Below are 26,372 nucleotides of genomic sequence, written 5' to 3'. Positions count from 1 at the left end.
AGATACTGGACCAATGGCGGACCTCCGAGCCTTCGTGGCGAGCCTGGGTGACTGGCGCAACGCCGATCGTGGTCTGGCCAGGTCCCTGGCGGCGGCGATCCGCGACGCGGTGGTGGACGGCCGGTTGCCGGTCGGCACCACGCTGCCCGCGGAACGGACGCTCGCCGCCGCCCTCGAACTGAGCCGGGGCACGGTCGTCGCCGGCCTTGCCCTCCTGCGGGAGGACGGGTGGCTACGGACCCGGCACGGGGGCGGGAGCGTGGTGCTGCTCCCGGAGCACATCGTCGAACGCACGACTCCGCTCTCCCTGGACCGGTGGGGTGACGGGCGGTTCCTGGACATGACCGTGTCGGTGAGCTCGGCGCCGCACCACGCCTATCGCAGGGCACTGGAGCGGGCCGCGGAACGCCTGCCGCCGCTGCTCGTCGACTCCGGCCTGCCGACGTCGGGCCTGCCGGTCCTGCGGGAACTCCTCGCCGAGCGGTACACGGCACGAGGTCTCCCCACCCGTCCGGAGCAGATTCTGATCACTTCCGGGGCGCGGAGCGCCCTCGCCCTGGTGCTGGAGCGGTTCCACGATCGGCGGCGGTCGGTCGTCGTGGAGAACCCCACGTTCCACGGGGCGCTCGCCCTTGTCCGGCGGCGCAGAGCGCGGCTCGTCGGAGTCCCCGTCACGGGAGACGGCTGGGACGTCGACCGGCTGACGGCGGCGATGCGCGCGCCGGACACCGGTCTCGCCTATCTCACCCCGGATTTTCACAATCCGACCGGGGCGCTCATGGGCGAACGCGACCGTGCCCGGCTACTCTCGCTCACCCGGGCCGGAGCGGTGATGCTCGTGACGGACGAGACCATGCGTGACCTGGACCTGAGACCTTCGCCCACACCCCCGTCGCACCTCGGCGGTCCCGGGACCCTGATCATCGGCTCGACCGCCAAGGTGCTCTGGAGCGGGCTCCGGGTCGGCTGGATTCGGGCCGGGTCCGCGGGGTGGGTCCGCGAACTCCTGCTCAACCCGCTCCAGGCGCAGTTCTCCCCGCCGCCGCTCGAACAGCTGATCGCCCATGAGCTCCTGCTCGATCTGGAGCGGATTCTCGATGAACGTCGAGCCCGGCTACGCGCCCAGCGCGACCGCCTCGCCGACCTGCTCGCCGGAACGGACGCATGGACCTACACGGTTCCACCGGGCGGTCTCACCCTCTGGCTACGCCTGCGGCACGTCTTCGCCGAGAACCTCGCCCGGCGGGCCGGAACCCACGGGCTCACGCTCGCCACCGGGCCGTACTTCTCCGCCGACCGGGGGCTCTCCCGCCACCTCCGCCTCCCCTTCACCGCCTCCCCGGAGCTCCTGGACAAGGCGGTGGCCGTCCTGCGGACCGCGCACGCGGAGCTCCGAGGGCACCCAGACGATCCCGTCCGTACGGCCGGCGCGGCGTCATCCGGACTCCGAACCGGTACGGCCCGCCCGGCCGTCATGTCCATCGGGCCGGGTTCAGCCGGTGGCCGTCGAACTGTCCGTCGCTCGCGCTAACGTGTTCGTGCCGACAGAGCTGCGGGAGGGGCACGATGAGATTCCTGATCGACCGAGACGCGATGGCGGAGGCCGTCGCCTGGACCGTTCGCGCGCTGCCGGCCCGTCCCGCCATGCCGGTCCTCGCGGGAATGCTCATCGACGTCGGGGAGCGGCTGGAACTCTCCTGCTTCGACTACGAGGTCTCGGCCAAGGCCGCCGCCGAGGTGACGGTGCTGGAGCCAGGCCGGGTGCTCGTGCCGGGGCGGCTCCTCGCCGACATCGTGCGGAGTCTCCCCGCGGGGCGGATCGAGATCGCCACCGTCGGTTCGGAGACGATTCTCACCTGCGGCGGTTCGGAGTTCGGGCTGGTGACGATGCCGGTCGAGGACTATCCGACGCTCCCGGAGATGCCGCCCACGGTGGGCACGGTCTCGGGGGAGACGCTGGCCACCGCGGTGAGTCAGGTCGCCGTGGCCTCAAGCAAGGACGACACCCTGCCGATGCTCACCGCGGTCCGGATGGACGTGGCGGACGAGCTGGTCAGTCTGGCGTGCACGGACCGGTTCCGGATCGCCGGGCGAGACCTGGTGTGGACCCCGGCTCGGCCGGAGCTCACCGCGGAGGTGATGATCCCGGCGAAGGTGCTGGTGGACGCGACCAAGTCCCTGCGGACCGGAGAGGTCTCGGTGGGATTGAGTGAGACGCTGATCGGGTTCTCGGCGGACGGCCGCAGCATGACGACCCGGCTCATGGACGAACAGTTCATCGAGTACCGGTCACGCCTGGTGGTGAAGTGGAACTCCCGGGCCGAGATCGAGGTGGCTCCGCTGATCGACGCGGTGAAGAGAATCGCCATCGTCGCCGAGCGCAACAGCCCGATCACGCTCTCGTTCACGGGCGGCGAGGTCGTGGTGCGAGGTGGCTCCGCGGACGCCTCTCGGGGGGTCGAGGTTCTCAAATGCGGTCTGGAGGGCGACGACATCACCCTCGCCTTCCAGCCTCAGTGGTTCCTCGACGGTCTCGCCGGGGTGCAGTCGGAGCTTGTTCGCCTGGAGTGCACGACCCCGACGCGGCCGGTTCTCATCACCGGCGAGACCTTGGACTACCGCTATCTGGTGATGCCGCTGCGGCAGGGTTGATCGGGTGCCGGTTCAGCGGGCGCCCAGCGGCTCCCCTGACGTGGTGGCGATGAGGATGTGTTCCATGCAGGTGTGCGTGGCACGCTCGGCGGCGGCCGCGTCCCCGGCCCGGATCGCGGTGAAGATGGCGTCGTGGGGGATGTAGGGCTGCTCCGTGCCCGTCCCCGCCGCCGCGATGCTGATCCGGAGCGCCTCGGAGAAGTCCGTGTACAACTCGATCAGCACCCGGTTGTGGGTGGCCTCGACGACGGCGATGTGGAAATCCAGATCGGCTTCGACGAAGGCCGGGTAGTCGCCTTGGCTCCAGGTCTCCTCCCGGAGCGCCAACGCCTCCTCGATGGCGATGACGTCGGAGGGGGTACGGCGTGCCGCGGCGAGCTTGGCCGCCTCCACCTCCAGCGCCCGCCGCACCTCGATGATCTCCAGCAGCTCGGCGCTGCGCAGACGGCGCAGCATCGCGCTGGAGAGTTCGCTGGTCGCGCGGACGTAGGTTCCGTCGCCTTGGCGGCACTCAAGTAAACCGGCGTGGGTGAGTGCGCGTACGGCTTCGCGGACGGTGTTGCGCCCGACGCTTAGCTGTTCGGCCAGCGCCGTCTCAGTGGGAATCCGTTGGTCGACCTGCCACGTGCCATCGGTGATCTGGCCTTTCAGCTGGTCGATCACCTGGTCAACGAGTGAGGCGCGCTGTGCCGTGCGCAGAGTCACTGCAATGCTCCTGCCGAAAACCGATCATCGGATGATTCAATGAAAGGTAGAGAGTAATTATTCCCCTGCCCCGAAAACAAATCGAGGCAGGGATCGGCAGCTGACGGATATGGATCAACCAGTCGGCACGGCTTGCGTCGGTGCGGTACTGATCTCAGGCGAGGACGGGCGGAGGCCGATCGAACGCAGCGCACTGCGGTAGGCGGCGACCATCGCCTCGTGGTTCCCGGTCTGGCCGAACAGGTCACCGAGCTCGCGCCAGGCTTTGGCGGCTTCCCGGCTCGGGGGCACCTGATTGAGCAGCTGGGCGGCTGAGGTGAGCTCCGACCGCGCCGCCGCCTTGTCCGGTCCGGCGCCCACGAGGTGGGCGAGCCCGAGAACGATGTGCGCGGACACGGTCTCGACCCGCTCCGAGCCGTTGAGGAGCGCGATGGCCTCGTTCGCGAGGGAAACCGCCTGGGCGGATTCACTTCGGGCGACCTCGACCCTGGCCAGGACGATGAGGCAGCGAGCCTTGTCGGCGGGCCTGGTGAACGCGCGCTGGGCGGTTCTGATGAACGCCGGAACCCGGTCGACCACCGCCGGTTCCGCCCGCAGGGCGAGTTCCCCCAGCCCGAGGGCGATCTGCGCCAGTCCCTCGGTCACCCGGCTGTAGGCGCCGGCGGAGAGGGCTTCGTCCGCGAGGCGGACGGCGAGCGCCGGATCCTCGGACTCGGCGGCCTGCAGGCTCGCGTTCCACAGCCTGCCGATCTTTACGTCGACCGCTACCCCGTGCACGTTCGGTGTGGCGGCCAGGACCCGCTCGGCGAACGGAACCGAGTGCTCACCGAGATCGGAGGCGACGGCGATCAGCGCGACACCGAGATCCACGGCGTCCTGCCCGTACACGAGCTCCAGACGTTCCATCTGAGCGAGGGCGGCTGTGCCCAGCTCCCTGGCCCGCATGAGATCCCCGGCGCGCCGGTAGCATCTGCACAGCGCGATGACGATCGGAAGCTCGGCCAGTCGCTCGGGATGGTCGACGGCCTCACGCCGCAGCTGCTCGTACTCCTGTACGGCTTCGCCGATGCGCCCCCGGCGTTCCAGGGCTCGCGCGTGACCAAGCTTGGCGAGTGCGGTGATGGCCGCGCTGTCGTCGGCCGAGGTCTTGACGATCTCGGCGAAGCGCTCTTCCGCGGTGGCCGGATTGCCGTTGAAGAGTTCCAGTTCGGCATGTCGGAGGCCAAGCTCAGCATCGATCCGCTGCCGGGGCTCCACACCGTGGAGAAGGTACTCCGTGGTGCAGCCGAGCCGCTCAGCGAGTAAGCGGGCCACCACCGTGGTGGGGGTGCGCTTGCCGGACTCGATGAGAGAGATGTAGCTGTCGGACAGGCCGGGCCCAGCGAGCTGAGCCTGAGACAGCCGCCGACTCAGGCGAAGACTGCGAACGCGGTCGCCGAGTGAACCCAGACTGGGCATATGATCTCTCAGTGCAGGGGGAATGGTTGATGGTTGTATCAATCATGACATGAAGTGAACTCAACAGGTAACCCACCGTGAAGAATCTTCAGGATTCTCTTAGGTGGATATGTCGGTCAATCGTCCCCATCGTCCTTGCTTGGGAAGATCATGCCGCAGACTTCGAGGTATAGCTGTTCCGGGTAGGGAATGAAGGGCACGGTCCGCAGCGCCTGATCCTGGCCTGCGGACTCCATGACGAACTCGCCGTAGCCCAGCATTCGACCGAGGACCGACCGCTGGAAGCTCATGTCGGTGACCTTGCCGAGCGGCATCATGGCCACCTTGCGGGTGATCAGACCTGTCGTGAGAAGCATCCGCTGGGAGGTGACCACGAAGTAGTCCACCGACCACTCGGCGACCTTCCAGACAAATCTGATGAGGAGCACCAGCCACGCCCACCAGATGATGACCAGCGCGGTGTTGTTGTCGGAGCCGAGTCGGTTGCTCAGGATGCCGGCGAGGATAAGCCCACCGAAGACCTCGGCGACGGGTCGCATGAGCACCGCCGGATGGCGCCGGACGGTGATGACCTGGTGCTCGTGGGGGAGCAGGTAGCGGTTTACCGACGTCGGCGCCGAGTCGCCGGGCGTCACCAACCTCATGGCGTTAGTTCTGTGACGAAGCGCGACAATGACTCAGCGGCCGAGACCACCCCGCTTGCCGCGCTCTCTACCAGACCCGCTGCACCTGTAGGGTTGTTCAGCAAGTAGAAAGCCACAAACGCGATGGCTAGATAGGTAAGAATCTTCTTAACCGGCATGTCGGTCTCCCCTACACATTCACCCACTGCACCCACTGCTTAGAGTACCCATGAGGCCCGCTGGGTAAAGCATCTACGAACTCGCCCGTGTCGGGCTTTTTGCGTACCTGCGAGAACGCAGTGTGAACTGAGTCACTTCTGCTCCGCTGCTACCAGCGCCAGTACTTGAAGGTGCTTGCGGGCAATCCGCTCAACCAGTCCTGGCGGTGCTTCTCCGGTCACTTCAAGAGCTCCGTAATGTGCCGCGTCCACACAACGCGAGACCGTTGCAGCCTGGTGCACCTCGGAGAACTCTTCACACAGTGTGGCAACTATCTGGGCGTATTCCGCCTGATCGTGATCTGAGGTGTGGTTCATCTCGCTCCCTGAAACGGGTCATCGTTACTTCTCGTACCCGTGCGAGCACAGTATGTAACGACGGATGCTTCAAGCGATCGCCTTCGAAGAAATGCGATCAAGTATTTTGGCGGCTCAAACCACGCCGTACAGCCGATCGCCCGCGTCACCGAGACCGGGCAGGATGAAGCCCTGCTCGTTGAGCCTTTCGTCGAGCGCGGCCGTGACCACCCGGACCGGCTTTCCGGTGCCGTCGAAGGTCCTGCGCATCCGGTCGACACCCTCGGGTGCGGCCAGGAGGCAGATGGCGGTGACGTCCACGGCGCCCCGGGCGAGAAGGACCTCGACCGCGGCCGCGAGGGTCCCGCCGGTGGCGAGCATCGGATCGAGGACGTAGCACTGCCGGCCGGACAGGTCCTCGGGAAGGCGGGTGGCGTAGGTCTGCGCCTTGAGCGTGCCCTCGTCGCGGATCATGCCGAGGAAGCCCACCTCGGCCGTGGGCAGGATCCTGGTCATTCCGTCCAGCATGCCGAGGCCGGCCCGGAGAATCGGCACGACGAGGGGGGCGGGCCGCGCCAGCCGTACCCCGTGCGCCGTCATCAGCGGTGTTTCCACCGATACCGGGACGGTCCGCACGTCGCGGGTGGCCTCGTAGGCGAGCAGGGTCACCAATTCATCGGCGAGACGTCTAAACGTCGGCGAGTCCGTACGTACGTCTCGAAGAGCGGTCAGCTTGTGAGCGACGAGCGGGTGATCGACGACCAACGTCTCCATGAAGACTAAGGCTATCGGGTGGCGGCGGCCTGAGATTAAGCCGATCAGGTCTGGGAACGAAGTGAGGATGTGAACCGACCGAATTTGATCACAATTTGGCCGGTCGGCCCTACGAGGGGAGGCGGATTCTGGGACGATAGCTTTGAGCAGGACCACTGAGGCAGATAGGTCGGGCGGGTAATCGATGACGGATCTAGATGCGAACGACTTCGCTGTGGTGGTCTACCGGGAAGACGAGCGCTGGGAAGCCGAAATGCTGCCGGTGGCGCTCACTACCGATCTTCGTGGTCTGATCCACGCCCTCAGGCAGATGCCGGGAGACGGCGGGACGATCGGACTCGTGGCGATCGGCGACGACTTCTTCGTGGCACTGCGGGTGCTCGGGGAGAAGACCAGTGTCTTCCTCTCCGATCTCACCGCCGTCCTCGATGACTGGCCGCTCGCCCACCAGGTCTTGGAATACCTTGATATCCCTGTTCCCGACGATGATGATCTGGATCAGGTTCTCCCCGTCGGGGATCTGTCGATCTTCGCGGACCTCGGGCTCGACGAGATGGAGCTCGGGGCCCTCTCCGGAGATCTCGACCTCTACCCTGACGAGGTGTTGGCCAGTATCGCGACTCGGCTGGGATTCGCTCAGCCGTTCGAGCGTGCTGTGGATGCCGTCATAGGGTGACCGCGGGAGCCGGCCATGCCGTCAAACTTCAGCGAAGCACGACAGAAACCCTTTACCGCCGCCTTTGCCCGAACACCCAGAGGATGGGTCGGCGCAGAAGTCGATCTTTCTGACGCCGAAACCGAGGAAGACGTCGACGAGGCTGTCCGGGACGCGTTGGGACTGGGTGGCCTGATCTTTCTCTGCGCGGAGGTGGAGGAGGAATGGTTCGCCATAATCAGGCTTGAAAACGGGGAACAGGCCCGCGTGTTCGTCTCCGATGTTCAGACCGGACTCCACGACGAGGTCTACGAACTCATCATGGATCTCGCGGGAGCCGTACCCTCGGATGATCCCGATCTCGGCGTGAAGCCGGCCGGGGACGTCGACCTGCTCAGTGATCACGGCGTGGCCGCGGAGGAGCTGGTGGAGCTGAGCATGGAGGAGGGGATTCTCCCCGCCGACACCCTCTCGGTGATCGCCGATCGCCTTGGGTTCGCCGAAGAGCTCGATCGGCTGCGCTGATGAGCTTCACTGGGGCGATGGGCCTTGCGCTCACCCATGCGGCGAAAGCCGGCGACCACGGTGACGTACCCGTGGGGGCGGTCGTCCTGGACGCCGACGGCTTCGTGATCGGGGTGGGCGCGAACGAGCGTGAGCTCCTCGGCGACCCGACCGCGCACGCCGAGGTGATAGCGCTGCGGGCCGCGGCCAAGCACCTCGGGACCTGGCGGCTCGCCGGGTGCACCCTGGTGGTGACCCTGGAGCCCTGCACCATGTGCGCCGGGGCGGCGGTGCTCGCCAGGGTCGAACGTATCGTGTACGGCGCCGTCGACGAGAAAGCCGGCGCCGTCGGTTCCCTCTGGGACGTGGTCCGCGATCGGCGCCTCAACCACCGGCCGGAGGTCGTCTCCGGGGTGCTGGCCGAAGAATGCGCCGAACAATTACGGATCTTCTTCGCAGAACGTCGCGGATGAGCGAGGAGTGGTCATCGTCCGGTAAGCTGCTGGACGGTGAAGTCGCCTAGTGGCCGAGGGCGCACGCCTCGAAAGCGTGTGATGGTGCAAGCCATCCGTGGGTTCAAATCCCACCTTCACCGCCGCTGAAAAATGCCGCTGACCTGCGTGTACAGGTCGGCGGCATTTTTTGTTTCAGGATTTTGGGGCGTCGATTGGGGCGCCAGCGGGGACGGCGGAAGACCCGGTGGCGGTGGAGCCCACCTTCCGAAGGGAAGGAGCTTTATGCGCGATTTCCCGACATTTATCGTGATCGACGCGTGCGAGGTCCGCTACGAGGGGTGGCGAAGGCGACCTGGCCGGGGACACCGCCTGTACGCAGGAGTGACCGCGACGATGCGCCCAGGGGAGGTTCGGGCGACGCGCAGGACCCATCGGCGGCGCCCGCCGGGGCGACGTACGACCGGAAGGGCGCTCACATCACCTTGAGTGCGGAGCTGAAGGCGTCGACGGTGGCGTCGATGTCGGCTGAGGAGTGCTCGGTCGACATGAACCACAGCCCGCGGGGCACCATGTTGACGCCCCGGTCGAGCAGCGCCGCGTGCAGGCGGGACATCATGGCCCGGTCCGTCGCGGCGAAATCGCGATAATTTCGTACGGCGGAAGCATCCGTGAAGTACGTCTGGAACACCGGGCCGGGACCGTCCACCAGCAGGGGAACGCCGGCTTTGGCGGCTGCGGCGCGCAACCCCTCCATGAGTTCGGCCCCGGTCGAGAACAGGGTGCCGTAGACCGCCTCGCGCCGCCGGTCAAGGATGCGCAGGGTCGCCTCGGCCGCCGCGATGCCGACGGGGTGGGAGTTGAAGGTGCCGGCGTGGGCGACCTGGCCCGTGGAGATGTGGTCCATGACCTCGGCCCTGCCCACGAGGGCGGAGACCTGCATCCCGCCCGCCATCGCCTTGCCGAAGACCGACAGGTCGGGGGTGATGCCGAGAAACTCCTGAGCGCCGCCGGGTGCCAGGCGGAAGCCGGTGATGATCTCGTCGAAGACGAGCAGTGTGCCGTGTTCGCGGCAGAGGCGCTGAACCTCTTCCAGATAGCCGGGTTCCGGGGCGATGGCGCCGGTGTTGCAGAGGATGGGTTCGGCGATCACCGCTGCGAGCTGTCCGGCGTGCGCCTCCATCGTCCGGCGCAGTGCCGCGAGGTCGTTCCACGGGCAGACGATCAGGTCGTCGGCGTGGCCCGGCTGCTGCCCCGCCGTGCCCGGGACCGGGCGGGGGGCCTGCGCCGGGCCCGCCGCGTCGAGCGCCGGGTGGACGCTGTAGAGGACGGGGTCGAGCCAGCCGTGGTAGTGGCCTTCGAACTTCAGAACGCGGCTCCGCCCGGTGTAGCCGCGGGCCAGGCGCAGGGCGGCGTGGACAGCCTCGGAGCCCACCGTGTTGAACCTGACCCGTTCGGCGGAGGGCACCATCGCGCACAGCCGTTCGGCGACCCGGACCTCGGCGGCGTGCTGCGCCGAGTAGGCCATGCCGCGCACCGCCTGGGCCGCGACCGCCTCGGCCACCTCGCGCGGGCAGTGGCCGAGGAGCGCGGGCCCTTGGCCGAGGACGTAGTCGATGTAGACGTTGCCGTCGACGTCCCAGAGGCGTGAACCTTCGGCGTGGTCCACATACAGGGGCACGCCGGGCATCCGACGGGCATCGCTGGAGACGCCGCCTGCCAGGTAGCGCTGCGCCTCGGCGTACATCTGGCCGCTTTTGTGCAAGGTCCGGGTCATGGGGCCCATCAAAGTCCCGCTCGCGGCCGGCCGACAAGCAACTGCGCAAGGAGGCGGACGCCATCGCAAGGATGGGTCCTTGTGAGGGCGCGGCCGTGCTGGTGAGCTGAGACACATGTTTCTTGGGCGTATACGGCGGGCTGCCGCCGAGCCGGTGGAAGTGGTGGCCTGGCGGTCGGGCGGCGGGTTGCTCCCCCTCCGCGGGCTCGAGGGCGGCGACGACCCGGTGGCCGTGCTGGGCCACTACGGACTCGATCGGCTCTCGGAGGAGGTGGAGCGGCGCTGGGAGTCGGCGGACGAGCTGCTGGCCGAGGGCGCTGTGCTGTTCGAGCCGCCGGTCGCGACCTGTACGAAGGTGTGCTGCCTGGCGCTCAATTACGTGGAGCACGCCGAGGAGAGCGGGCTTGAGGTGCCGCCCGAGCCGGTGCTGTTCTTCAAACCGCCGTCCGCGCTGGTCGGGCACAACCGACCGGTCCTCGCCCCCGCCCGCACCTCGCACCTCGAGCACGAGGTGGAGCTGGCCGTGGTCATCGGTTCGGTCGTCCGCGACCTGCCGGTCGAGCGCTGGCGCGAAGCGGTGGCCGGCTACACGGTGCTCAACGACATGACGGCCAGGGACTTGCAACTGGCCAACATCGCGAGGAACGTCCCATGGGACCAGTCCAAGGGGTTCGACACCTTTGCTCCGGTCGGTCCGTACCTCGCGACTGTGGACGAGGTGCCCGATCCGCAGGTGCTGGACCTGACGCTTGAGGTCGACGGGGAGGTACGGCAGCGCGCGAACACCAAGCAGATGGTGTTCGGCGTCCCCCGGTTGATCGCGGACCTGTCGGACGGCATGACACTGATGCCCGGTGACCTGATCGCGACCGGCACGATCGCGGGGATCGCGCCGCTGCGCGAGGGCGATGTCATGAGGGCCACGGTCGGCGGCGTCGGAACCCTCGTCAATGAGGTCAGATTTCGGACCGCCTAAACCATAGATATCGGCGGCATATGTTCGTACCCTGGGTCGCATGGAGTACGCCGTGGGTGCCCTTGTCGACATCGACGACTACGTGGTCCAGTCCAGGGCGCGCGGGCCGCAGTGGGCCTCCGCGCAACTGGAGCGGGCCGAGCACGCGATCCGCGAGGTGACCGGCTGCGACCGGCTGCCGGCCGACGAGTGGCTGGTCGTGCTCACCGGACCCGACCCCGACCGGCTCACGCGCCGGGCGACCGCACTGGCCGAGGAGGTGCGCGCGCGTATCGGACGAGCGGGGAACCTCACCGCCACGGTCAGTCTCGGCCGGCCGGGACCCAGGGCGGAGTCCGAGGCCGAGGCCCGCCGCACCAACTCCTACAAGCTTCTCCTGGGCGGCGACCGCGTGATCACGGCGCCCGCGTGGGACGACCACCGGGTCGGTCCGCCGGTGCGGATCGAGGCCGAACTGGCGCGGGCCGTACAGACCGGCGACCGGCGCGCGGCCGCAGGCCTGCTGGCGAGCTGGGTGGACCGGTGCGCGCAGGAGCGCGACCTCGACCCCCGCGCGCTGCACCGGTGGCTCGTGGGCGAACTGCTGTTCATCGTGGACGTCGCGAACCGGCGGCGACTGGCCGACGGCTCGACCGACTGGGTGGACGCGTGCGAGCGGCTGCCGGTCTCCGAGCTGATGGCGGTGAGCACGATCCACGAGCGCTCCTACCTGCGGATCTGGCTGGAGGAGACCTTGGTGGGCATCGTGCCGCGCGCGTCACGCACGGATCGGAACATCCTGTCGACGGCGGAAAGCTACATGGCGGCGCATTACGCCGACCCGGGGCTGCGGCTGTCGACGGTCGCCGAGGCGGTGTCGGCCAGTCCCTACTACATCTCACACCTGTTCGCGAAAGAGCGGCGGACGACCTTCCTGCGGCAACTGACGGCGCTGCGGCTGCGACACGCGCGGGCGCTGCTCACCACGTCCACGCTGCCCGTGGACACGGTGGCCGTGCGATCCGGCTATCACAGCGCCAAGGCGTTTCGCGGGGTGTTCAAGCGGCATGTCGGATGCTCGCCGAGCGAGTACCGGCAATCGTATCGGCCGGAGCCCTAAGCTCCGGGGAAAAGCGGGGTTGACCTCCTGTGGACATCGCTGTCGACGGTGGACAGACCGGACTTCGCATCGGATTGGCCGGCGAGGGACGGCTGCTTCGGACCCATGAAGTGGCCGGCCTGTCCTACGCGGCCGGATCGCCGGTCGACGTGGTCACGTCGCGCGTTCTGGAGGCGTGGCGGGGTCTGGATCCGCCGAAAACCCGGCTCGGCTCGCTCTGTCTCGGGCTGACCTCGCTGCTCGGGACGGTCGCCGCCCACGAGGAACTGGCCCGGCGGCTGCTCGACGCCATCCCGGCGCGGCGCGTCCTGGTCACGGGCGACGTCGTGACCGCGCACGCGGGAGCATTCCAGGGGCGGCCTGGTGTGGTGCTGGCCGCGGGCACGGGAGCCGTGGCGCTGGGGGTGGGCGCCTGCGGCGCGACCAGGCAGGTGGACGGCTGGGGATTCCTGCTGGGCGACGCCGGAAGCGGCCTGTGGATCGGCAGCCGAGGCCTGGAGGCCGCCTACCGCGGGTACGACGGGCGCCTGGCGCCGGGGCCGCTCACCGCGCGGGCGCACGAGGTGCTCGGCGACCTCGGCCGCCTGCCGGAGCGGCTCTACCTCGCCGACGACGCGGTGGCGCGCGTCGCGGGCTTCGCCGTACACGTTCTCGAACTGGCCGCGGTCGACGAGACCGCCCTCGCCATCGTGGAGGCGGCGGGACACGAACTCGCCGACAGCGTCGCCGCCGCGGCCTGCTGCTTCTCGGGGACCGCGCAGGTGCCCGTGTCGTGGACAGGCCGCCTGCTGCGCGACCCGATCCTGCGCGCGGCGTTCGAAGGACGGTTGGGTACAAGGCTGCCGCAAGCCCGGATCGCCCCACCCGCGGGAGACGGGCTGACCGGTGCGGCCGTCATCGCCGCGACCGCGGGACTCGGGCGCTACCAGACGCTGGTCAGGAAGTTCGAGCGGTGAGAGACGGGTACGGCACGGCAGCGTGGGCGTCGGGGCATCGAGACAGGGGACCGACGGTGAGGATCGGCTATGGCGCGGCGCGGTTGGACGTGCCGGTCGGAAGCTCCATGGGCGGCTACATCGACCGGGTGGGAAAGTCGACCGGCACCCTGGATCCGCTGGAGGTGTCGGCGATCACGTGGTTCGACGGGCACAGGCGGTTCGCTCTCGTGGTGGCGGACGTCATCTGTGTGAACACGGACCTGGTCGCAGCCGCCCGAGCCGCCGTGCCGGAGGCCGGGCGGCTGTGGCTGGCCGCCACGCACACGCACGCCGGGCCGGAGACCGGGTGTGTGCCCGGTGGTTCGGCGACGCCGCAGCCGTGGTCGGCTCACGTCGTCGGGGCCGTGAGGCACGCCGTGGCCGCCTCGGTCGCCGCCGAGCGGAGCGCGTGGAGTGCCGGTGTGAGCGGCGGGCTGCGGGACGTCGGCGCGGACCGCAGCCTGCCGGGCGCCGAGGCGGTGGTGCCGCTGGACGTGGCCGCGGTGCGCGACGGCCTCGGCCGGCTCACCGGAGTGCTGGTGGTGCTTCCTGTGCATCCGACTGTGCTCCCGGCCGCCAACCGCAGGGTGAGCGCCGACCTTCCCGGCGCGGTACGGCGTGCGCTTCGGGAACGGCTCGGTGTCTGGGTGGTGGTGGCGACCGGCGCCGCGGGAGACATCAGCACCCGGCACACGCGGCGCGGCCAGGACGCCGCCGAACTGGAACGTCTGGGGGAACTCGTGGCCGACCGCTGCGTCGGACTCCTCGGCGGAGCCGACCGGCGGGCGACGGTACGGGAGACTCCCGAGGACAGCGGCGGGCCGGGGTCGGCATCGGCTCCGGAGGGCGCATGCGGAGAGGGCTCGCCGGGAGACGTGGACAGGCCCACCGTGGGGTGTGAGCACGGGGATGCCTCCCGGCCCGCCCCCGAGGCAGGGCTGGGGAGGGTGGCGTGGGCGGCTCGGGAATGCGTGCTCCCCCGCGCGGCCGGGCCGGGCGACCCGGCCGCGCTGCTGGCCGACCTGCGCGCGGCCTACGAGGAGTCGCTGGCGGCGGGAGACCCCGTGGCGATCCGCATGGCGCGAAGCCGCCTGGAGGGAGCCCGGGTCGCGACGACCCGGGCCCCCGGGTCGCCGCCGTCGGCGGACGCTCCGCCGGCCTCCGGCCCGACTGCCGACCTGCGGCCCGGCTTGGGAGCCGTGCCCGAAGGGGGGCGCGCCCTTTCCGGCATCGCAGCGGAAGTGGGTGTCGCCAGGCTGGGCGGGCTCACGCTCGTGGCGCTGCCCGGCGAGCCGTTCCTGGCCGTCCGGGAGCTCATCGGGGAGGCGGCCACCCCCGGTGGTGAGAGGGCTCACGAAACCCTTCCCGCGTCCGGTCCTGCGACCGAGCCCGCCGCCGTGGCCGCGTCGGGGTCCGCGATCGTCCTCGGGTACGCCAACGGCTACCCGGGCTACCTCCCGACGCGTGAGGCGTACCTGCGCGGAGAGTACGAGGTGCTCGCGGCCCGGGTGGCGGCCGGGAGCGCCGAACTGCTCGCGACAACCGCACGAGAACTGCTGGAGGAAACATGATCGACCAGACGGCCTACGCGGAGATCGTCCGGACCGCGATCGAGCGGGTGCTCACCGAGGAGCGTCACACGATAGCGCGTGCCGGTGAGATGATCTTCGACGCGCTGCGGAGGGGAGGGGTGCTGCAGACGTTCGGCACGGGACACTCCAGGGAGATCGCACTGGAACTGGTGGGCCGCGCGGGTGGCCTGGTGCCGGCCAACCAACTCGGCATTCGAGACCTTGTGTATTACGGTGACGCCTCCCCGCAGGACATCCTCGACCCCAAGATCGAGCGTGTGCCAGGCCTGGCCGAGCGCATCTGGAACCTGGCCGACATCCGCCCCCAGGACGTTTTCGTCGTCATCTCGAATTCGGGGGGCAACGCCGCGATCGTGGAGATGGCGCGGCTGGCGGTGGACCGCGGGCATCAGGTCGTCGGGATCACGTCCCTGGCGCACACGAGCCGGGTGCCCGGTGAGCGGCTGATCGACCTGGCGCACGTGGTCATCGACAACGGAGCACCGTACGGCGACGCGGTCGTCGAGTTGCCGTCGGGCGTGGGGGCGGTCGGCGCGATCTCCAGCGTGACGGGGGCACTCATCGCGCAACTGCTGGTGACGGAGGTCGTCGGCCACTATGCGAGGGCGGGTGAGGACGCGCCGGTCTTCATCTCGGCCAACACGCCGGTCGGCGACGACCACAATGACCGCTTGATGCTCGCTTACGGCTCCCGCGTTCGGCTGGGCGACGCGTGAAGTCGTAGCAGTCAGGTCCTTGATCAGCGACACGAACCCCTCCCTGTGTCACCCCGTTCTTGTCACTGCCATGGCCGCCGAGGACGTGCCGCTCGACGGAGGCTGTCCGCCGCCGGGCACGATGTCCGCGCTCACTCCAGGCGGGTGCGCGGGTCGAGCCGTGTCCCGCCCCCGAGGAGGCGGCCGGGTCGGTGGTCTGGGTGCGCCAGTCGATGCCCATGGACGACCCCGCTCGCTCCCGCGACATCGCCGAGGCTCCGGCCAAGGTGATCGGGGCGTGGAACGGCCGCCGACCCGCGCGGGCCGGCGGCCGTCCGGTCGGGTCAGGCTCCCTTCAGGAGCCGGGACAGGGTGATGAGGTGGCCGGAGTTCTCCGGGGTGAAGTTCGCGTACTTGTTGACCACCAAGGTGCGTACCTGCGGGTCGAACGCGGCGAGCTCGACCCAGGAGTGCAGGTAGTAGTCCATGTGGTCCTGGTTGTGCGGGATGCTTGGGTGAGGGGTGCCGTCGACGTAGCGGGAGAACTCGGGGGCGGTCACCGTACCGCTCCACATCTTGGTCGTGAACGTGTTCTTCAGCTTGGTCATGTCGTCGGCGGTGAACACGCTGCCCCGCCGGTGGAACTCCAGGAACGCCTCCAGATCCATGTTGGCGTGGGAGAGGTCTTCCTTCATGGTGGTGTAGGTGGCGTAGTTCCACACGTAGGCGGTGCCGGAGACGGTGAGGTCGTTCCTGGCCCAGTGGGCTATCCGGGTGGCCCGGTCGAGGTAGGCCGGGTCGGAGTTGACGGAGTGCAGCACCCGGAGCAGGTGGGCGAACACCAGCGGCATGTTGTACGGCAGGTCGTCGGAGGGGCGGGTGTGGCTGAACACATCGAAGTTGGGTGACTGCCGATAGAGGCCCTCAGTCGCCCCGATGGGATGCCAGGTGTTGCCGATGTAGGAGCTCAGCTGCCACCTCGGCACAATCTCGGTTTCGAGGAAGGTGCGGTACGAAGCCGCCTTGGTCGCGTAGGACGCCAGAGCAGGCGTCTGGTGGACCAGCCTGATGAACTCCGCCATGGGGAGGCCGATCATGCCGTCGTGGACGATGTAGGGAAACATTCCGCTCAGCTTGACGTCGTCGAAGTACGCCGACCCCGGCTTCGTGTAGTCCGCGTGCTCCAGCCAGACCGAGTAGGTCTGCCCGGCCGGCATCTCGCACACGGTCTCCTTGTAGGTCCACGTGGAGGTCGTGTACTCCAGCATGCAGACGGTCGCCGTCCCGTTCCGCAGCACGATCCTGCCGACGCTCTGGTCGGTGCGCTTGCCCCATCCGCGCAGCTTGTGCCGGGTGCCGCCCTCATAGGTGCTCGCGACTGTCTGGTGGAGCTTCTTCCACTTGTTCTCGCCGGCGACGATGCGCACCGATCTGCTGCCGGTCACATCGGGCGGCACATCCGTGGACCGGTAGACGTAGGTTCCGGTGTCCTGGAACCTGGTCCAGTTGGCCGGCAGCGTCGCATCGCCGGTCGTCGCCGTCTCGAAACCGGGATTGAGCAGTTCGACGGGGGAGTAGCGCGCCGTGGACCACCCGAGATAGCCGTCGCCGTCTAGGTCGTCCGCATCCGCGATGACCTGGTCGGTATGTGTGACCAGTTTGTCCAGCCACGCGGTGTTGCCCGTGACCGAGTACACATCGAGGTAGCTGCGCAGGATGTAGCTCTCGTTCCAGGCCAGATTGGCGCTGTCGGGGTTCTGATAGGCGGTGTGCCCGATCTGCGACTCCAGTGCGCTGTACTTCGTGAGCCACTCGCTCTGCGTGTCGTTGACGGCGGCGTTCGCCGCGGCGGGCGCATGCAGGCCGCTCAGCACCAGCGCCGCGGCGGCGATCAGTCTTCCGAGCATCACGCCCCCCGCCGCGGGTACCAGTTGAGGTAGGCCACGCACAGCAGGTACGAGCCGTACTGCGGTTCCACGGCCCTCGCCTCGTAGATGGATTTGGCGTGCTGGAAGACGTCGCGATCCCATGGCGCGGCCATCATCCAGCGCGGCGCCTGGAGGTACTGCCCCGCCGCGGCCAGCCCGCCTGTTCCGTCCACGCGCAGGAATGTCGTCGGCACACCGGCTGGATCGGTCGTGGCCATGTTCTTGCTGTAGCTTCGCGCGAACCTGCCCATGTCCAGGCCGCGGAATCCGAGTCCGCCCCGGTGGGCGAGGGCGGCGAACTCCACGTCGATCGCGCCGTGGCTGAGATCCTCGATCTGCTTGGCGCCACGACCCGACGGGGTGTACTCGGAAATCCCGTCGCTCGCGCTGAAACCCCGATGGGTGTGGCCGAACGTCGGCCAGTACGCCCAGGTGTAGGCGTCGTCGGCGTCCACCGTGAGCTCGCGGGCGAAGGTGCGTGCCATCCGCCGTACCCGGTCGGCATAGTGGCGCTCACCCGTGGCGGCGGCGATCTCGGCGTAGGTCTGGCCCAGTGCGAGCGACTGGTTGGTCGGCTGCTCGGTGCCGTCGTAGCCGAGCGGTGTGCCCTTGTTCCAGACGAAGTAGCCGCCGCCGTCATCGGTCTGCCGCCACTCGTCGTCGTGTACGGCTGCCGCCGCCTTGGCCGCGGCCAGGTACTCGACCGCCTTCTGGCGGTACTTCGCCACCTTCAGCAGGCGCCGGCTCCGCAGCACCAGCCGCGCGAACGACGCCATCGGGTAGGTGATCATCCCGGTGTGCACGGTGAAGACCACCGGTTGCGACACGAGCGGCGTCGCACCGTGAGCGGGAAGTGCCGTATCCCCGGCCTCGCCCACCGCCTTGGCCGTCACCAGTGTCGGCGTGGGATAGGCGTCGTTGATCCGGCGTACGGCGAAGTCCGGCGAGGCCGGGTCCGCCGACAGGTCGGTGAACGTGGCGGTCGCGCCGTTCCTGCTGTTGCGGACCTCCAGCGTGAACCGGTCCTCGGTGCTTCCCGCCCGCACGGTGGCCGTGGCCAGGTCGGCGTAGGTCTGCGCGCTGCGGACCTCCAGCACCGGCCGCCCGTCGCCGGACTTCAGCGTGGCGATTCCCACGGTGTAGGGGTGCATGGCCCGCCAGCCGGGTAAGGACCGCCCCCGGTAGTCGGTGACGCCGCGTACCGAGTCGCGGTTGGCGAGCACGAGGTCGATGTTGGTGATGAGCCGGTCGAGGTAGTGGGTGTCCTGGTACGCCTCATACATTCGGATGAACCCGGCCAGGACGTAGGACTGCCCCCAAGCCAGTGCGCCGTGCTCGTTGGTGTCGGTCGGCTGCCCCACGGTGCCGCTCGCGTGAAAGGTCCTGTCGAAGTGGTCGAAGGTCTCTCGGGTTGTGTAGTCGTAGGCGCTTCGCATGGCGGCGGCGCGAGCCGTACGCGTGGCGAGGCGGTCCGAGCCGGCGTATGCCGTACCCGTCGAAGCGGCGGCGAGGGCGCCCGTCATGAGCGCTCCCCATCCGAACTGTCTGCGTGTCAACATCGGTCGATCACCTCCGGCGGCGTCAGCCCTTGACCGCGCCGCGCATTCCTTCGAGAACGTGTCGTTGGAGGAGCATGAAGACGACGACGACCGGGATCATCGAGATGATCGTGCCGGCCGCCAAGGAGCGGACATCCGTGCCGGTGATGCCGGCGAGATAGGCGATGCCCAGTGCGATCGGATAGTTGGCTGAGTCCTTCAGCACCACCAGCGGCCACAGAAAGCTGTTCCACACCGAGATGAAGCCGAAGATCCCGAGGATGGCCAGAGTGGGTCTGGCCGCGGGGAGCATGACGTGCCAGAAGATGCGCAGCTCGTGGCAGCCGTCGGTGCGGGCGGCGTCCACGACCTCGCGCGGTATGGCGGCGAACGTCTGACGGAGTAGGAAGATCCCGAACGCCGACAGCAGACCCGGGAGGATCACCCCGGCGAAGGTGTCGGCCAGGCCGAGCTGCGAGACCACCAGGAAGCGGGGGATCAGCATGACCTCGGCGGGCAGGAACATCGTTGACAGGATCGCGAAGAAGAGCACGTTCCTGCCGCGGAAGCGCATCTGTGCGAGGGGGTAGGCGCAGAGCGCGGAGACGACGACGTAGGCCGGCACCATGAGGCCGACGTAGATCACCGAGTTGAGCAGGTAGCGCGGGAACGGGATCGCCGTCCACGCCTCTTTGACCCAGGTCAGCACCGGTGGCCTGGGGATGATGTCCGGAGGGAAGGAGAACACGGCCTGGTCGGCAGGTTTGAGCCCGCTCGACAGCAAGATCAGGAACGGGCCGACGAAGGCCAGCGCGATGGCGGTCAGCAGGATGTACATCCCGGCTCTGCGCAGCATTACGCCACCACCCGCCCCTTGCTGATTCTGTGGTTGAGGAAGGCCAGGCCGATCATGAGCGCCCACAGCACGAGCCCCATGGCGCTGGCGTAGCCCATCTCGTAGCGTTGGAAGGCGGACGACCAGATGTAGTAGCCCAGCGTGAGTGTGGCGTCCTGCGGTCCGCCCCCCGTCATGACGTAGATGGAGGTGAAGGACTGCATCGCGTCGAGCATCTCCACGGTGATCGCGACCGCGATGTAGGGCATCATCAGCGGCACCGTGATGTGCCGCAGTCTGACCCAGGGGCCGGCGCCGTCCACCTTCGCCGCTTCGTACAACCCGGCCGGGATCGTCTGCAGGCCGGCGAGGTAGATCATCATGTAGAAGCCCATGCTCTTCCAGCCCTCGACGAGCACCAGCGCGGGTAGCGCCCAGAACGAGTCGAGGAGGTACTGGATCGGCTGGTCGAGCAGGCCGACCGTGGTCAGCATCCAGTTGAGCACGCCTTGCTGGTGGAAGACGTACTCCCAGGCCACTCCCACCGCGACCATCGACGTCACGACGGGCAGGTAGTAGAGCATCCGGAAAGTCCTGATGCCGGGGAGCTTCTGGTTGACGAGTACCGCCAGCAGCAGCGGCACCACCACGAGGAGGGGAAACATCCCCACCAGGAAGAGTGCCGAGTTCAGCATCGACGTCCAGAAGCGTTCGTCGCCCAGCATCCTCGTGAAGTTGCCCATTCCCACGAACACGGGAGGGGAGACGACGTCGTACTTGAGGAAGGAGAGCTGGATGGCTGTGACGGCCGGCCAGGCGAAGAACACCCCGAACAGGACGAGTGCCGGGAGAGAGAACAGATAGGGGGTGTACCACCGTTGTCCAGGCAGTCCGGTGGTGGCCATCGGCATCACATCCTTAGAGCCGTCCTAAGAACAAATAAGGGCTGGCCGGAATTTGACGAAGCGTATAGTCGCTGCCTGGTGAGGTCAATGGGCGTGGAGTCTTGACGCAGACTGGTTCGCATGCCATTGTGCCGAAAGTGCCCATAAAGGACGGCCATATTCTCTAGGAGGTTGTGGCCATGCCCGCTCCCCCCCGCAGCGTTCTAGCAGCCGGCGCGCTCGCCCTGTCTCTCCTGGTCACCGGTTGTGTAGCCGGTACGTCGACGGAGAGCGCCGGGACCCCGGCCGGTGACCAGCCCTTCGAGGGCGAGGTCGAGTTCTGGACCATCAACCTGAAGAAGAACTACAGCGACTACATCACCGGGTTGATCACGGAGTATCGGAAGAAGCACCCCAAGGTCACCATCAACTGGGTGGACGTCCCCGGCCAGGAGAGCTCGACCAAGCTGCTCGCCGCCGTCGCCAGCGGCGACGTCCCCGACGCGGTCAACATCACCTCGATCGAACTCGGCCGCTTCGTCCCCTCACTCGAACCGCTCGACTCCCACTTCGGCCAAGCCGACCTCGCCGACTACCATGCCAACCTGGTCGAACCCCTGCGCGCCGACGGCAAGCTCTACGCCATCCCGTGGTACAACGGCGGCGCCCCGGTCGCGATGTACCGCAAGTCGCTGGTCGGCAAGGCCGGCTTCGACGAGAAGGCCCCGCCGACGGACTACGACCAGGCGCTCGCCCTGGCCGACAAGGTCTACAGCGAGACCAAGGTCAGCGGCATGAATTCCATCCCGGACGTCAACGTGCTGCGCTACCACGGGGTCGAACTGCTGTCCGCGGACAAGAAGAAGGCCGCCTTCAACACTCCCGAGGCGGAAGCCGTCCTGGCGAAGTTCAAGAAGAGCTACGACGCCCGCGGCATCGCGCCGGGTGCCATCTCCAAAGACGTCCGCAACATGCCGCAGACCCTGGAGAACGGCCAGCTCGCCTTCCAGCCGACGGCCAACGCCTCCCAGCTGCTCAACGTGCAGAAGAACGCCCCCGACGTCTACAAGGACCTCGCCGTCACCGAGCCGGTGCGGATGAGCACAGGCGGATATCTCCTCCTGGCCCAGCAGGTCTTCGTCGTGCCCAAGGCGTCGAAGCAGAAGAAGGCCGCGGCCGAGTTCATCAAGTTCTTCACCAACGGCGCCAATCAACTCGCCTTCTGCAAGATAGTGCCGATCTACCCGTCCACCGTCTCCTCCACCAAGGACCCGTTCTTCACCGCCGACGGCGGCGACGACGCGATGGCCACGGCCCGCAAGGTGATCGTGAAGGGCATGCCCAAACTGGAGTACAAGCCGCTCGGCACCGGCAAGGACGCCGAACTGGGCGAGCTCCTCCTGGAAGAGGTGAGGGCCTTCCTCCAGGGCAGCAAGAGCGCCAAAGAGGCGCTGGAGTCCGCAGAGAAGCAATGGAATGACGCACTTGCCTAAGCTCAGAATGGGGATCATCGGCGTCGGCATCATGGGCCGCGGCCACGCGGAGGTCCTCAACGCCCACCCCGAGGTCGAGCTGACCGCCGTCTCCCGCGCGCCGCTCGGCGACGCGGCCGTCTACACCGATTATCTGGACATGCTCGACTCGGGCACCGTCGACGCCGTCTCGATCACCACGCCTGACCACCTGCACGCCGACATGATGGTGGCGGCGGCCGAACGCGGGGTGCACATCCTCGTCGAGAAGCCGTTCACCACGACTGTGGAGGACGCCGACCGGTCCGTCGCCGCCATCCGAGACGCAGGCGTGGTCGCCATGTGCCTGTTCAACCACCGCTGGGTGCCCGCCTACGCCCAGGCCAAGGACCAGATGGCGCTCATCGGCGAGCCCGCCGTCGGCTATGCCCGCAAGGACGACACCATCCACGTCCCCACCGAGATGATCCGCTGGGCCGACCGCACCACCTGCGCCTGGTTCCTGTCGAGCCACGACATCGACCTGATGGCGTGGTTGTACGACGACGAGGTGGTTGAGGTCTACGCCGGCGCGCGGTACGGCAAGCTGCGCGGCCTGGGCATCGACACCCCGGACGCGATGCAGATCCAGGCCCGCTTCAGCCGCGGCGCGATCGCCACCTTCGAGTCGGCCTGGATCTATCCCAACACCTTCCCGACCATGGTCGACAGCTACGTCACGGTCGTCGGTGAGGACGGCGTCATCCAACTCGACCGCCAGAAGGAGAACATCCAGCTGGCCACCGCCAAGTCCTACACCTATCCCCGCAACATGCTCCAGCGCCTCGTCCACGGGGTCCCGGCCGGGGCGTACCGCGACGCCATCCACCACTTCGTGGAATGCGCGCGCACCGGGACGCAGCCGCTCATCTCCGTGGAGAGCTCCCGCCATGTGACCGCGGTGCTCGCCGCGGCGCACGAGTCCGCCAGGACGGGGCTGCCGGTGAGGGTGCGATGACCACGGGCACGCCGGCCTCCGTGGAGAAGCCGCCGCACGTCCACGAGACCCGCATGCGGCACATCGCCGACGACGACCTGCTGGCCGCCTTCGGGGCGTCCGGCCTCGCCGAACTCCGCCGTCGCCCGCGCCCCGCACCCGCCTGGGACCTCACCGAGGACCGTACGGCGGAGGCCCGTGAACTCGTCGGCCGGGACGTCGACTTCCTCGACAGGAGCCGAGGCAGATCGCGCCTGTACGGCTTCCACTACCTACGCTGGATGATGCCCCTGGTCTCGACCTACGCTCAGACGGGCGACCCGGTGTACGCCGCCGAGTGGGACCGGCTGTTCACCCGGTGGTACGACACCCGGGACCTGGTCGTGGGCGACTGGCCCGGGCTCGACGTGGTCTGGTACTCCCTCGGGGTGTGGGCCCGCTCGATGCACGTCAACGCGGCGCTGACCGTTTTCGCCGAGGAGCCCGCCCTGAGCGACGGGTGCTGGGCGCGGATGCTGAAGACCGTCGTCGGCGGCGCCCGGTGGGCCGCCGAGGAGCACGACCGGTTCCGGCACGGCAACTGGCAGTTCGTCTGTGCCTGCGAACTGCTGCACACCGCCACCCTCTATCCCGAACTCGCCGAGGCCGGGACGTGGGCAGCCGTGGCGCGCGCCCGTGTCTTCGAGCACCTTGAGCGCGACGTGCGTGCGGACGGGGGCCACCATGAGCGCTCACCCGGATACCACGTCATGTGCCTCACGGCGTTGCGGCGGGTGGCCGCCCTCGACCCGGCGATCGCCGGGCACCCCACGTTCGACACCATGCACGAGTGGCTGGCGGCGCTCACGACCCCCGGGGGCTGGGTGCCGCACCTGCAGGACAGCGGTGTGGTCTGGCCGGACGACCTGCCTCCCGGCGGACCGCCCGTCACACCCCCCGCCGACTCGCGGCTGCTGGACGCCAGCGGATACGCGATCATGCGCTCGGGCGAACTGCACACGGTCGTCAACTACGGGCCCTACGTCGGACACGAGTTGGAGCCGCACAGCCACCACGCCGCGCTCGACTTCGTGCTCTCGGGGTGGGGGAGACCGCTGGCCTGGGAGGCGGGCGGTCCGCCCTCCTACGACGACCCCGCCTACTACGACTGGTACCAGGCGACCAGGGGGCACAACACGCTCCTCGTCCCCGGCCAGGACTACGTCGAGGACCGCCGGGCCGAACTCGACCTGTTCCACACCGGCGATCACGTGGACGTCTTCGCCGGGCATCATCACGGCTACCGGCAGAGGCACGACCGCAGGATCGTCTTCGTCAAGACCGAGCCGTCCTACTGGCTCGTCACCGACACGATCGGCACCGAGGCGGTCTGGCAGCTCCACGGCCTCGAACCCTGGCGCGAGCACGGCGCCGGCTACGTGAGCGGCCGGCTCCATGTTCTGCCCTCCGCACCCCCTGACGAGGTGGTGCTGGGCAGCGGCCCCGCACGCGTGCCCGACCCCGGCACCCGTACCGCGGAGTACGGGGAGATCCACTCCCTGGGGCTGCGCCGAGGCGACGGCCGATTCACCGTCGCGATCCTGCCGTTCGCCGAAGGGCGACATCCGCCCGACGCCACCGTGACCGTCGACTCGACGACGATCACGGTGACCGTCGACGGCGTCACCGACACCTTCACCTCCTCCGGTTGGAGCCGGGGGAGCCACTTCGAACCCTGGGACGACGCATGAACAAGGACCGGCCGGTCCTGATCGACGCAGACGCTCTGCTGGGCCGCCACCCGCGCCGTGACGTGGGAGGCGGCTCAGCCGCGGAACTGCTGGCCGCCATGGACCGCGTGGGAATCACCGCGGCGCTCGTCGGCAACGTGACGTCCTGGCTGCACGATCCGGCCCGCGGCAACCGCGACCTGCTCGGTCTCGTCGAACGCCATCCGAGGCTGAGCCCCTGCTGGGTGCTGCTGCCCGACACCTGCGGGGAGGTGGGCCCCGCCGCCGCGTTCGCCGACGGCGCCGCCGCCGCCGGAGTCCGGGCCGTGCGTGCCTACCCGCGCGACCACGGATACGATCTCGCCGGCCGCGACATGGCGCCCCTGCTGGCCGCGGTCGAGTCGGTACGGCTTCCGCTGCTCCTGGACGCCGGCCAGGTCGGCTGGCCGACGACGGAGGCGATCGCGAAGGCGCATCCGCGTCTGCACATCGTCGTCGGCGGCGTCGGATACAGGATGCTGCGGCAGATCGCCGGCGTGCTCGACAGGACGGCCAACGTGCACATCGGGCTCGCGGACCTGTCATCGCACCGGGGCCTGGAATGGCTCGTGGAGCGCTTCGGCGAGCGGAGGCTCGTGTTCGGCACGGGCGCACCGTATCGCGACCAGGCCGAGGCGGTGACCAGGCTGCTCTGGTCGGAGCTCTCCGACGCGCAGGTGGCGGCCATCGGCGCGGGCAACCTGCGCCGGCTTACCGAGCAGGAGGCCAAGGCGGCGTGAACTCTCTGGCGACGGCTGTGTGGGAGCGGCGACCCCAGCAGGCCATACGCATTGTCGACGCGCACGCGCACGCCGGGCCGTACAGCCTGTTCTTCATCCCGGAGCCGGATCCCGGTGGGATGCTGCGGGTGATGGACCGATGCGGCGTCGCGCACGCGGTCTTCTCCAGCCACCTCTCCATCCAGGCCGACGCCGCGGCGGGCAACGCGCTCACGGCGGCGATCGTCGCCCAGGCGCCCGATCGTTTCACCGGCTATCTCACGGTCAACCCCTGGCAGGACCCGGCGGCCGAACTGGTGAGGTGGGGGGACGACCCGCGCTTCGGCGGCATCAAGCTCCATCCCGACCTGCACGACTACCCGCTCGTCGGATCGCGCTACGCCGGGGTGTGGGAGCACGCCGAGGAACGCGGATGGCCGGTGCTCACGCACACGTTCAGCGGCTCGCCGTACAACGACCTGTTCCACGTCGAGACGGTCGCCGCGCGGCATCCGGGCGCGACGATCCTGGCCGGGCACTCCGGGGTGACGCCGCTTGGCATCGAGGCGGCGATCGAGGTCGCCAAGCGTCACGACAACGTGATCCTCGAGGTGTGCGGTTCGTACAACACGGGGACGGACATCGTGCGCATGGTTCGGGAGGTGGGTGCCGACCGGGTGGTATACGGTTCGGACTTTCCCTTCATCGACCTCAGGATGTCGCTGGGGCGGATACTGTTCTCAGGACTCACGGACGTGGAGAGAGCGGCGGTGCTGGGAGGGACCATCACCAGGCTGCTCGGCGGGAATGGGATGTGA

The 26,372-nt window shown here is 68.5% G+C and carries 26 protein-coding genes and 1 tRNA gene; 16 read left to right on the top strand and 11 right to left on the bottom strand.

What is annotated here, in order from left to right; translation table 11 throughout:
• Window positions 1-13: 13 nt before the first annotated feature.
• Both RUR_RS34850 and dnaN read left to right on the top strand, forming a co-directional pair.
• Window positions 14-1,531 (top strand): aminotransferase-like domain-containing protein, encoded by a 1,518-nt coding sequence (locus tag RUR_RS34850; RefSeq protein ID WP_283139492.1) that lies wholly within the window; start codon window positions 14-16, stop codon window positions 1,529-1,531.
• 35 nt (window positions 1,532-1,566) lie between these two features.
• A complete protein-coding gene (dnaN, locus tag RUR_RS34845) occupies window positions 1,567-2,652 on the top strand; it encodes a DNA polymerase III subunit beta (RefSeq protein WP_283139491.1) in 1,086 nt (361 codons plus the stop codon).
• 12 nt (window positions 2,653-2,664) lie between these two features.
• Here dnaN and RUR_RS34840 read toward each other — a convergent pair whose 3' ends face one another.
• The 6 genes from RUR_RS34840 to upp form a co-directional block, all read right to left on the bottom strand.
• Complete coding sequence (locus RUR_RS34840) at window positions 2,665-3,357, bottom strand: FadR/GntR family transcriptional regulator (protein ID WP_283139490.1); 693 nt, start codon at window positions 3,355-3,357, stop codon at window positions 2,665-2,667.
• A gap of 114 nt (window positions 3,358-3,471) precedes the next feature.
• A complete protein-coding gene (locus RUR_RS34835; protein WP_283139489.1) occupies window positions 3,472-4,815 on the bottom strand; it encodes a helix-turn-helix domain-containing protein in 1,344 nt (447 codons plus the stop codon).
• 116 nt (window positions 4,816-4,931) lie between these two features.
• Complete coding sequence (locus RUR_RS34830) at window positions 4,932-5,459, bottom strand: PH domain-containing protein (protein ID WP_283139488.1); 528 nt, start codon at window positions 5,457-5,459, stop codon at window positions 4,932-4,934.
• Window positions 5,456-5,617: a hypothetical protein gene (locus RUR_RS34825; protein WP_283139487.1), complete on the bottom strand. Its 162-nt coding sequence runs from the start codon at window positions 5,615-5,617 to the stop codon at window positions 5,456-5,458. The genes RUR_RS34830 and RUR_RS34825 overlap by 4 nt, the downstream gene beginning before the upstream one ends.
• A 132-nt stretch (window positions 5,618-5,749) precedes the next feature.
• Entirely contained in the window at window positions 5,750-5,974 is a 225-nt protein-coding gene (locus RUR_RS34820) for a hypothetical protein (protein ID WP_283139486.1), read from the bottom strand.
• A 114-nt stretch (window positions 5,975-6,088) separates the two neighbouring features.
• Complete coding sequence (gene upp, locus RUR_RS34815; RefSeq protein WP_283139485.1) at window positions 6,089-6,727, bottom strand: uracil phosphoribosyltransferase; 639 nt, start codon at window positions 6,725-6,727, stop codon at window positions 6,089-6,091.
• A gap of 184 nt (window positions 6,728-6,911) precedes the next feature.
• Between upp and RUR_RS34810 the strand changes: the two genes are divergently transcribed.
• The 4 genes from RUR_RS34810 to RUR_RS34795 all read left to right on the top strand — a co-directional run bounded on the left by RUR_RS34810 (window position 6,912) and on the right by RUR_RS34795 (window position 8,481).
• The gene (locus tag RUR_RS34810; RefSeq protein WP_283139484.1) at window positions 6,912-7,403 is read left to right on the top strand and encodes a tRNA adenosine deaminase-associated protein; all 492 of its coding nucleotides are present in this window, start codon (window positions 6,912-6,914) and stop codon (window positions 7,401-7,403) included.
• A gap of 15 nt (window positions 7,404-7,418) precedes the next feature.
• The gene (locus RUR_RS34805; RefSeq protein ID WP_283139483.1) at window positions 7,419-7,907 is read left to right on the top strand and encodes a tRNA adenosine deaminase-associated protein; all 489 of its coding nucleotides are present in this window, start codon (window positions 7,419-7,421) and stop codon (window positions 7,905-7,907) included.
• A complete protein-coding gene (gene tadA, locus RUR_RS34800; RefSeq protein ID WP_283139482.1) occupies window positions 7,907-8,359 on the top strand; it encodes a tRNA adenosine(34) deaminase TadA in 453 nt (150 codons plus the stop codon). The genes RUR_RS34805 and tadA overlap by 1 nt, the downstream gene beginning before the upstream one ends.
• 35 nt (window positions 8,360-8,394) lie before the next feature.
• Window positions 8,395-8,481: transfer RNA gene (locus RUR_RS34795), tRNA-Ser, on the top strand.
• A 332-nt stretch (window positions 8,482-8,813) separates the two neighbouring features.
• Here RUR_RS34795 and RUR_RS34790 read toward each other — a convergent pair.
• Complete coding sequence (locus RUR_RS34790) at window positions 8,814-10,115, bottom strand: aspartate aminotransferase family protein (protein WP_283139481.1); 1,302 nt, start codon at window positions 10,113-10,115, stop codon at window positions 8,814-8,816.
• 115 nt (window positions 10,116-10,230) lie between these two features.
• On the opposite strand from RUR_RS34790, the gene RUR_RS34785 reads away from it, so the two are divergent.
• Genes RUR_RS34785 through RUR_RS34765 form a run of 5 tightly spaced genes read left to right on the top strand, consistent with a single transcriptional unit; the run spans window position 10,231 to window position 15,475 of the window.
• Window positions 10,231-11,091: a fumarylacetoacetate hydrolase family protein gene (locus RUR_RS34785; RefSeq protein ID WP_283139480.1), complete on the top strand. Its 861-nt coding sequence runs from the start codon at window positions 10,231-10,233 to the stop codon at window positions 11,089-11,091.
• 40 nt (window positions 11,092-11,131) lie between these two features.
• Window positions 11,132-12,190, top strand: coding sequence for a helix-turn-helix transcriptional regulator (locus tag RUR_RS34780; protein WP_283139479.1), 1,059 nt, complete (start codon window positions 11,132-11,134; stop codon window positions 12,188-12,190).
• A 29-nt stretch (window positions 12,191-12,219) separates the two neighbouring features.
• Window positions 12,220-13,146, top strand: coding sequence for an N-acetylglucosamine kinase (locus RUR_RS34775; RefSeq protein WP_283139478.1), 927 nt, complete (start codon window positions 12,220-12,222; stop codon window positions 13,144-13,146).
• Between the two features lie 56 nt (window positions 13,147-13,202).
• Window positions 13,203-14,738, top strand: coding sequence for a hypothetical protein (locus RUR_RS34770; RefSeq protein WP_283139477.1), 1,536 nt, complete (start codon window positions 13,203-13,205; stop codon window positions 14,736-14,738).
• Entirely contained in the window at window positions 14,735-15,475 is a 741-nt protein-coding gene (locus tag RUR_RS34765; RefSeq protein ID WP_283139476.1) for a sugar isomerase domain-containing protein, read from the top strand. Before RUR_RS34770 ends, RUR_RS34765 begins: the two co-directional genes overlap by 4 nt.
• Before the next feature lie 323 nt (window positions 15,476-15,798).
• Here RUR_RS34765 and RUR_RS34760 read toward each other — a convergent pair whose 3' ends face one another.
• From RUR_RS34760 to RUR_RS34745, 4 genes are read right to left on the bottom strand one after another with little or no spacing between them, the layout of a single operon-like run.
• Complete coding sequence (locus tag RUR_RS34760) at window positions 15,799-17,361, bottom strand: hypothetical protein (protein WP_283139475.1); 1,563 nt, start codon at window positions 17,359-17,361, stop codon at window positions 15,799-15,801.
• Window positions 17,361-18,941, bottom strand: coding sequence for a hypothetical protein (locus RUR_RS34755; RefSeq protein WP_283139474.1), 1,581 nt, complete (start codon window positions 18,939-18,941; stop codon window positions 17,361-17,363). Before RUR_RS34755 ends, RUR_RS34760 begins: the two co-directional genes overlap by 1 nt.
• A 22-nt stretch (window positions 18,942-18,963) precedes the next feature.
• Complete coding sequence (locus RUR_RS34750; protein ID WP_283139473.1) at window positions 18,964-19,776, bottom strand: carbohydrate ABC transporter permease; 813 nt, start codon at window positions 19,774-19,776, stop codon at window positions 18,964-18,966.
• Window positions 19,776-20,660, bottom strand: a complete 885-nt coding sequence (locus RUR_RS34745; RefSeq protein ID WP_283139472.1) for a carbohydrate ABC transporter permease — start codon at window positions 20,658-20,660, stop codon at window positions 19,776-19,778. Before RUR_RS34745 ends, RUR_RS34750 begins: the two co-directional genes overlap by 1 nt.
• A gap of 179 nt (window positions 20,661-20,839) precedes the next feature.
• Between RUR_RS34745 and RUR_RS34740 the strand changes: the two genes are divergently transcribed.
• Genes RUR_RS34740 through RUR_RS34720 form a run of 5 tightly spaced genes read left to right on the top strand, consistent with a single transcriptional unit; the run spans window position 20,840 to window position 26,372 of the window.
• Window positions 20,840-22,132, top strand: a complete 1,293-nt coding sequence (locus RUR_RS34740; protein ID WP_283139471.1) for an ABC transporter substrate-binding protein — start codon at window positions 20,840-20,842, stop codon at window positions 22,130-22,132.
• Window positions 22,116-23,108, top strand: a complete 993-nt coding sequence (locus RUR_RS34735) for a Gfo/Idh/MocA family protein (RefSeq protein ID WP_283139470.1) — start codon at window positions 22,116-22,118, stop codon at window positions 23,106-23,108. The genes RUR_RS34740 and RUR_RS34735 overlap by 17 nt, the downstream gene beginning before the upstream one ends.
• Window positions 23,105-24,817, top strand: coding sequence for a heparinase II/III domain-containing protein (locus tag RUR_RS34730; RefSeq protein ID WP_283139469.1), 1,713 nt, complete (start codon window positions 23,105-23,107; stop codon window positions 24,815-24,817). Before RUR_RS34735 ends, RUR_RS34730 begins: the two co-directional genes overlap by 4 nt.
• The gene (locus RUR_RS34725; RefSeq protein ID WP_283139468.1) at window positions 24,814-25,575 is read left to right on the top strand and encodes an amidohydrolase family protein; all 762 of its coding nucleotides are present in this window, start codon (window positions 24,814-24,816) and stop codon (window positions 25,573-25,575) included. The genes RUR_RS34730 and RUR_RS34725 overlap by 4 nt, the downstream gene beginning before the upstream one ends.
• Complete coding sequence (locus RUR_RS34720) at window positions 25,572-26,372, top strand: amidohydrolase family protein (protein ID WP_283139467.1); 801 nt, start codon at window positions 25,572-25,574, stop codon at window positions 26,370-26,372. The genes RUR_RS34725 and RUR_RS34720 overlap by 4 nt, the downstream gene beginning before the upstream one ends.

The organism is Rhizohabitans arisaemae, assembly GCF_025996515.1.
Lineage (GTDB): Bacteria > Actinomycetota > Actinomycetes > Streptosporangiales > Streptosporangiaceae > Rhizohabitans > Rhizohabitans arisaemae.
Note: the sequence above shows the minus strand (reverse complement) of the source record. Positions and strands in the feature narration are given on the sequence as shown.

Coding starts and splice junctions, on each gene's coding strand:
- RUR_RS34750 (WP_283139473.1), bottom strand. CDS start 19,776: ATGCTGCGCAGAGCCGGGATGTACATCCTGCTGACCGCCATCGCGCTG.
- RUR_RS34740 (WP_283139471.1), top strand. CDS start 20,840: ATGCCCGCTCCCCCCCGCAGCGTTCTAGCAGCCGGCGCGCTCGCCCTG.
- RUR_RS34765 (WP_283139476.1), top strand. CDS start 14,735: ATGATCGACCAGACGGCCTACGCGGAGATCGTCCGGACCGCGATCGAG.
- RUR_RS34825 (WP_283139487.1), bottom strand. CDS start 5,617: ATGCCGGTTAAGAAGATTCTTACCTATCTAGCCATCGCGTTTGTGGCT.
- RUR_RS34850 (WP_283139492.1), top strand. CDS start 14: ATGGCGGACCTCCGAGCCTTCGTGGCGAGCCTGGGTGACTGGCGCAAC.
- RUR_RS34745 (WP_283139472.1), bottom strand. CDS start 20,660: ATGGCCACCACCGGACTGCCTGGACAACGGTGGTACACCCCCTATCTG.
- RUR_RS34755 (WP_283139474.1), bottom strand. CDS start 18,941: ATGTTGACACGCAGACAGTTCGGATGGGGAGCGCTCATGACGGGCGCC.
- RUR_RS34820 (WP_283139486.1), bottom strand. CDS start 5,974: ATGAACCACACCTCAGATCACGATCAGGCGGAATACGCCCAGATAGTT.
- RUR_RS34735 (WP_283139470.1), top strand. CDS start 22,116: ATGACGCACTTGCCTAAGCTCAGAATGGGGATCATCGGCGTCGGCATC.
- RUR_RS34830 (WP_283139488.1), bottom strand. CDS start 5,459: ATGAGGTTGGTGACGCCCGGCGACTCGGCGCCGACGTCGGTAAACCGC.
- RUR_RS34810 (WP_283139484.1), top strand. CDS start 6,912: ATGACGGATCTAGATGCGAACGACTTCGCTGTGGTGGTCTACCGGGAA.
- tadA (WP_283139482.1), top strand. CDS start 7,907: ATGAGCTTCACTGGGGCGATGGGCCTTGCGCTCACCCATGCGGCGAAA.
- RUR_RS34785 (WP_283139480.1), top strand. CDS start 10,231: ATGTTTCTTGGGCGTATACGGCGGGCTGCCGCCGAGCCGGTGGAAGTG.
- dnaN (WP_283139491.1), top strand. CDS start 1,567: ATGAGATTCCTGATCGACCGAGACGCGATGGCGGAGGCCGTCGCCTGG.
- RUR_RS34790 (WP_283139481.1), bottom strand. CDS start 10,115: ATGACCCGGACCTTGCACAAAAGCGGCCAGATGTACGCCGAGGCGCAG.
- upp (WP_283139485.1), bottom strand. CDS start 6,727: ATGGAGACGTTGGTCGTCGATCACCCGCTCGTCGCTCACAAGCTGACC.
- RUR_RS34835 (WP_283139489.1), bottom strand. CDS start 4,815: ATGCCCAGTCTGGGTTCACTCGGCGACCGCGTTCGCAGTCTTCGCCTG.
- RUR_RS34730 (WP_283139469.1), top strand. CDS start 23,105: ATGACCACGGGCACGCCGGCCTCCGTGGAGAAGCCGCCGCACGTCCAC.
- RUR_RS34780 (WP_283139479.1), top strand. CDS start 11,132: ATGGAGTACGCCGTGGGTGCCCTTGTCGACATCGACGACTACGTGGTC.
- RUR_RS34760 (WP_283139475.1), bottom strand. CDS start 17,361: ATGCTCGGAAGACTGATCGCCGCCGCGGCGCTGGTGCTGAGCGGCCTG.
- RUR_RS34805 (WP_283139483.1), top strand. CDS start 7,419: ATGCCGTCAAACTTCAGCGAAGCACGACAGAAACCCTTTACCGCCGCC.
- RUR_RS34725 (WP_283139468.1), top strand. CDS start 24,814: ATGAACAAGGACCGGCCGGTCCTGATCGACGCAGACGCTCTGCTGGGC.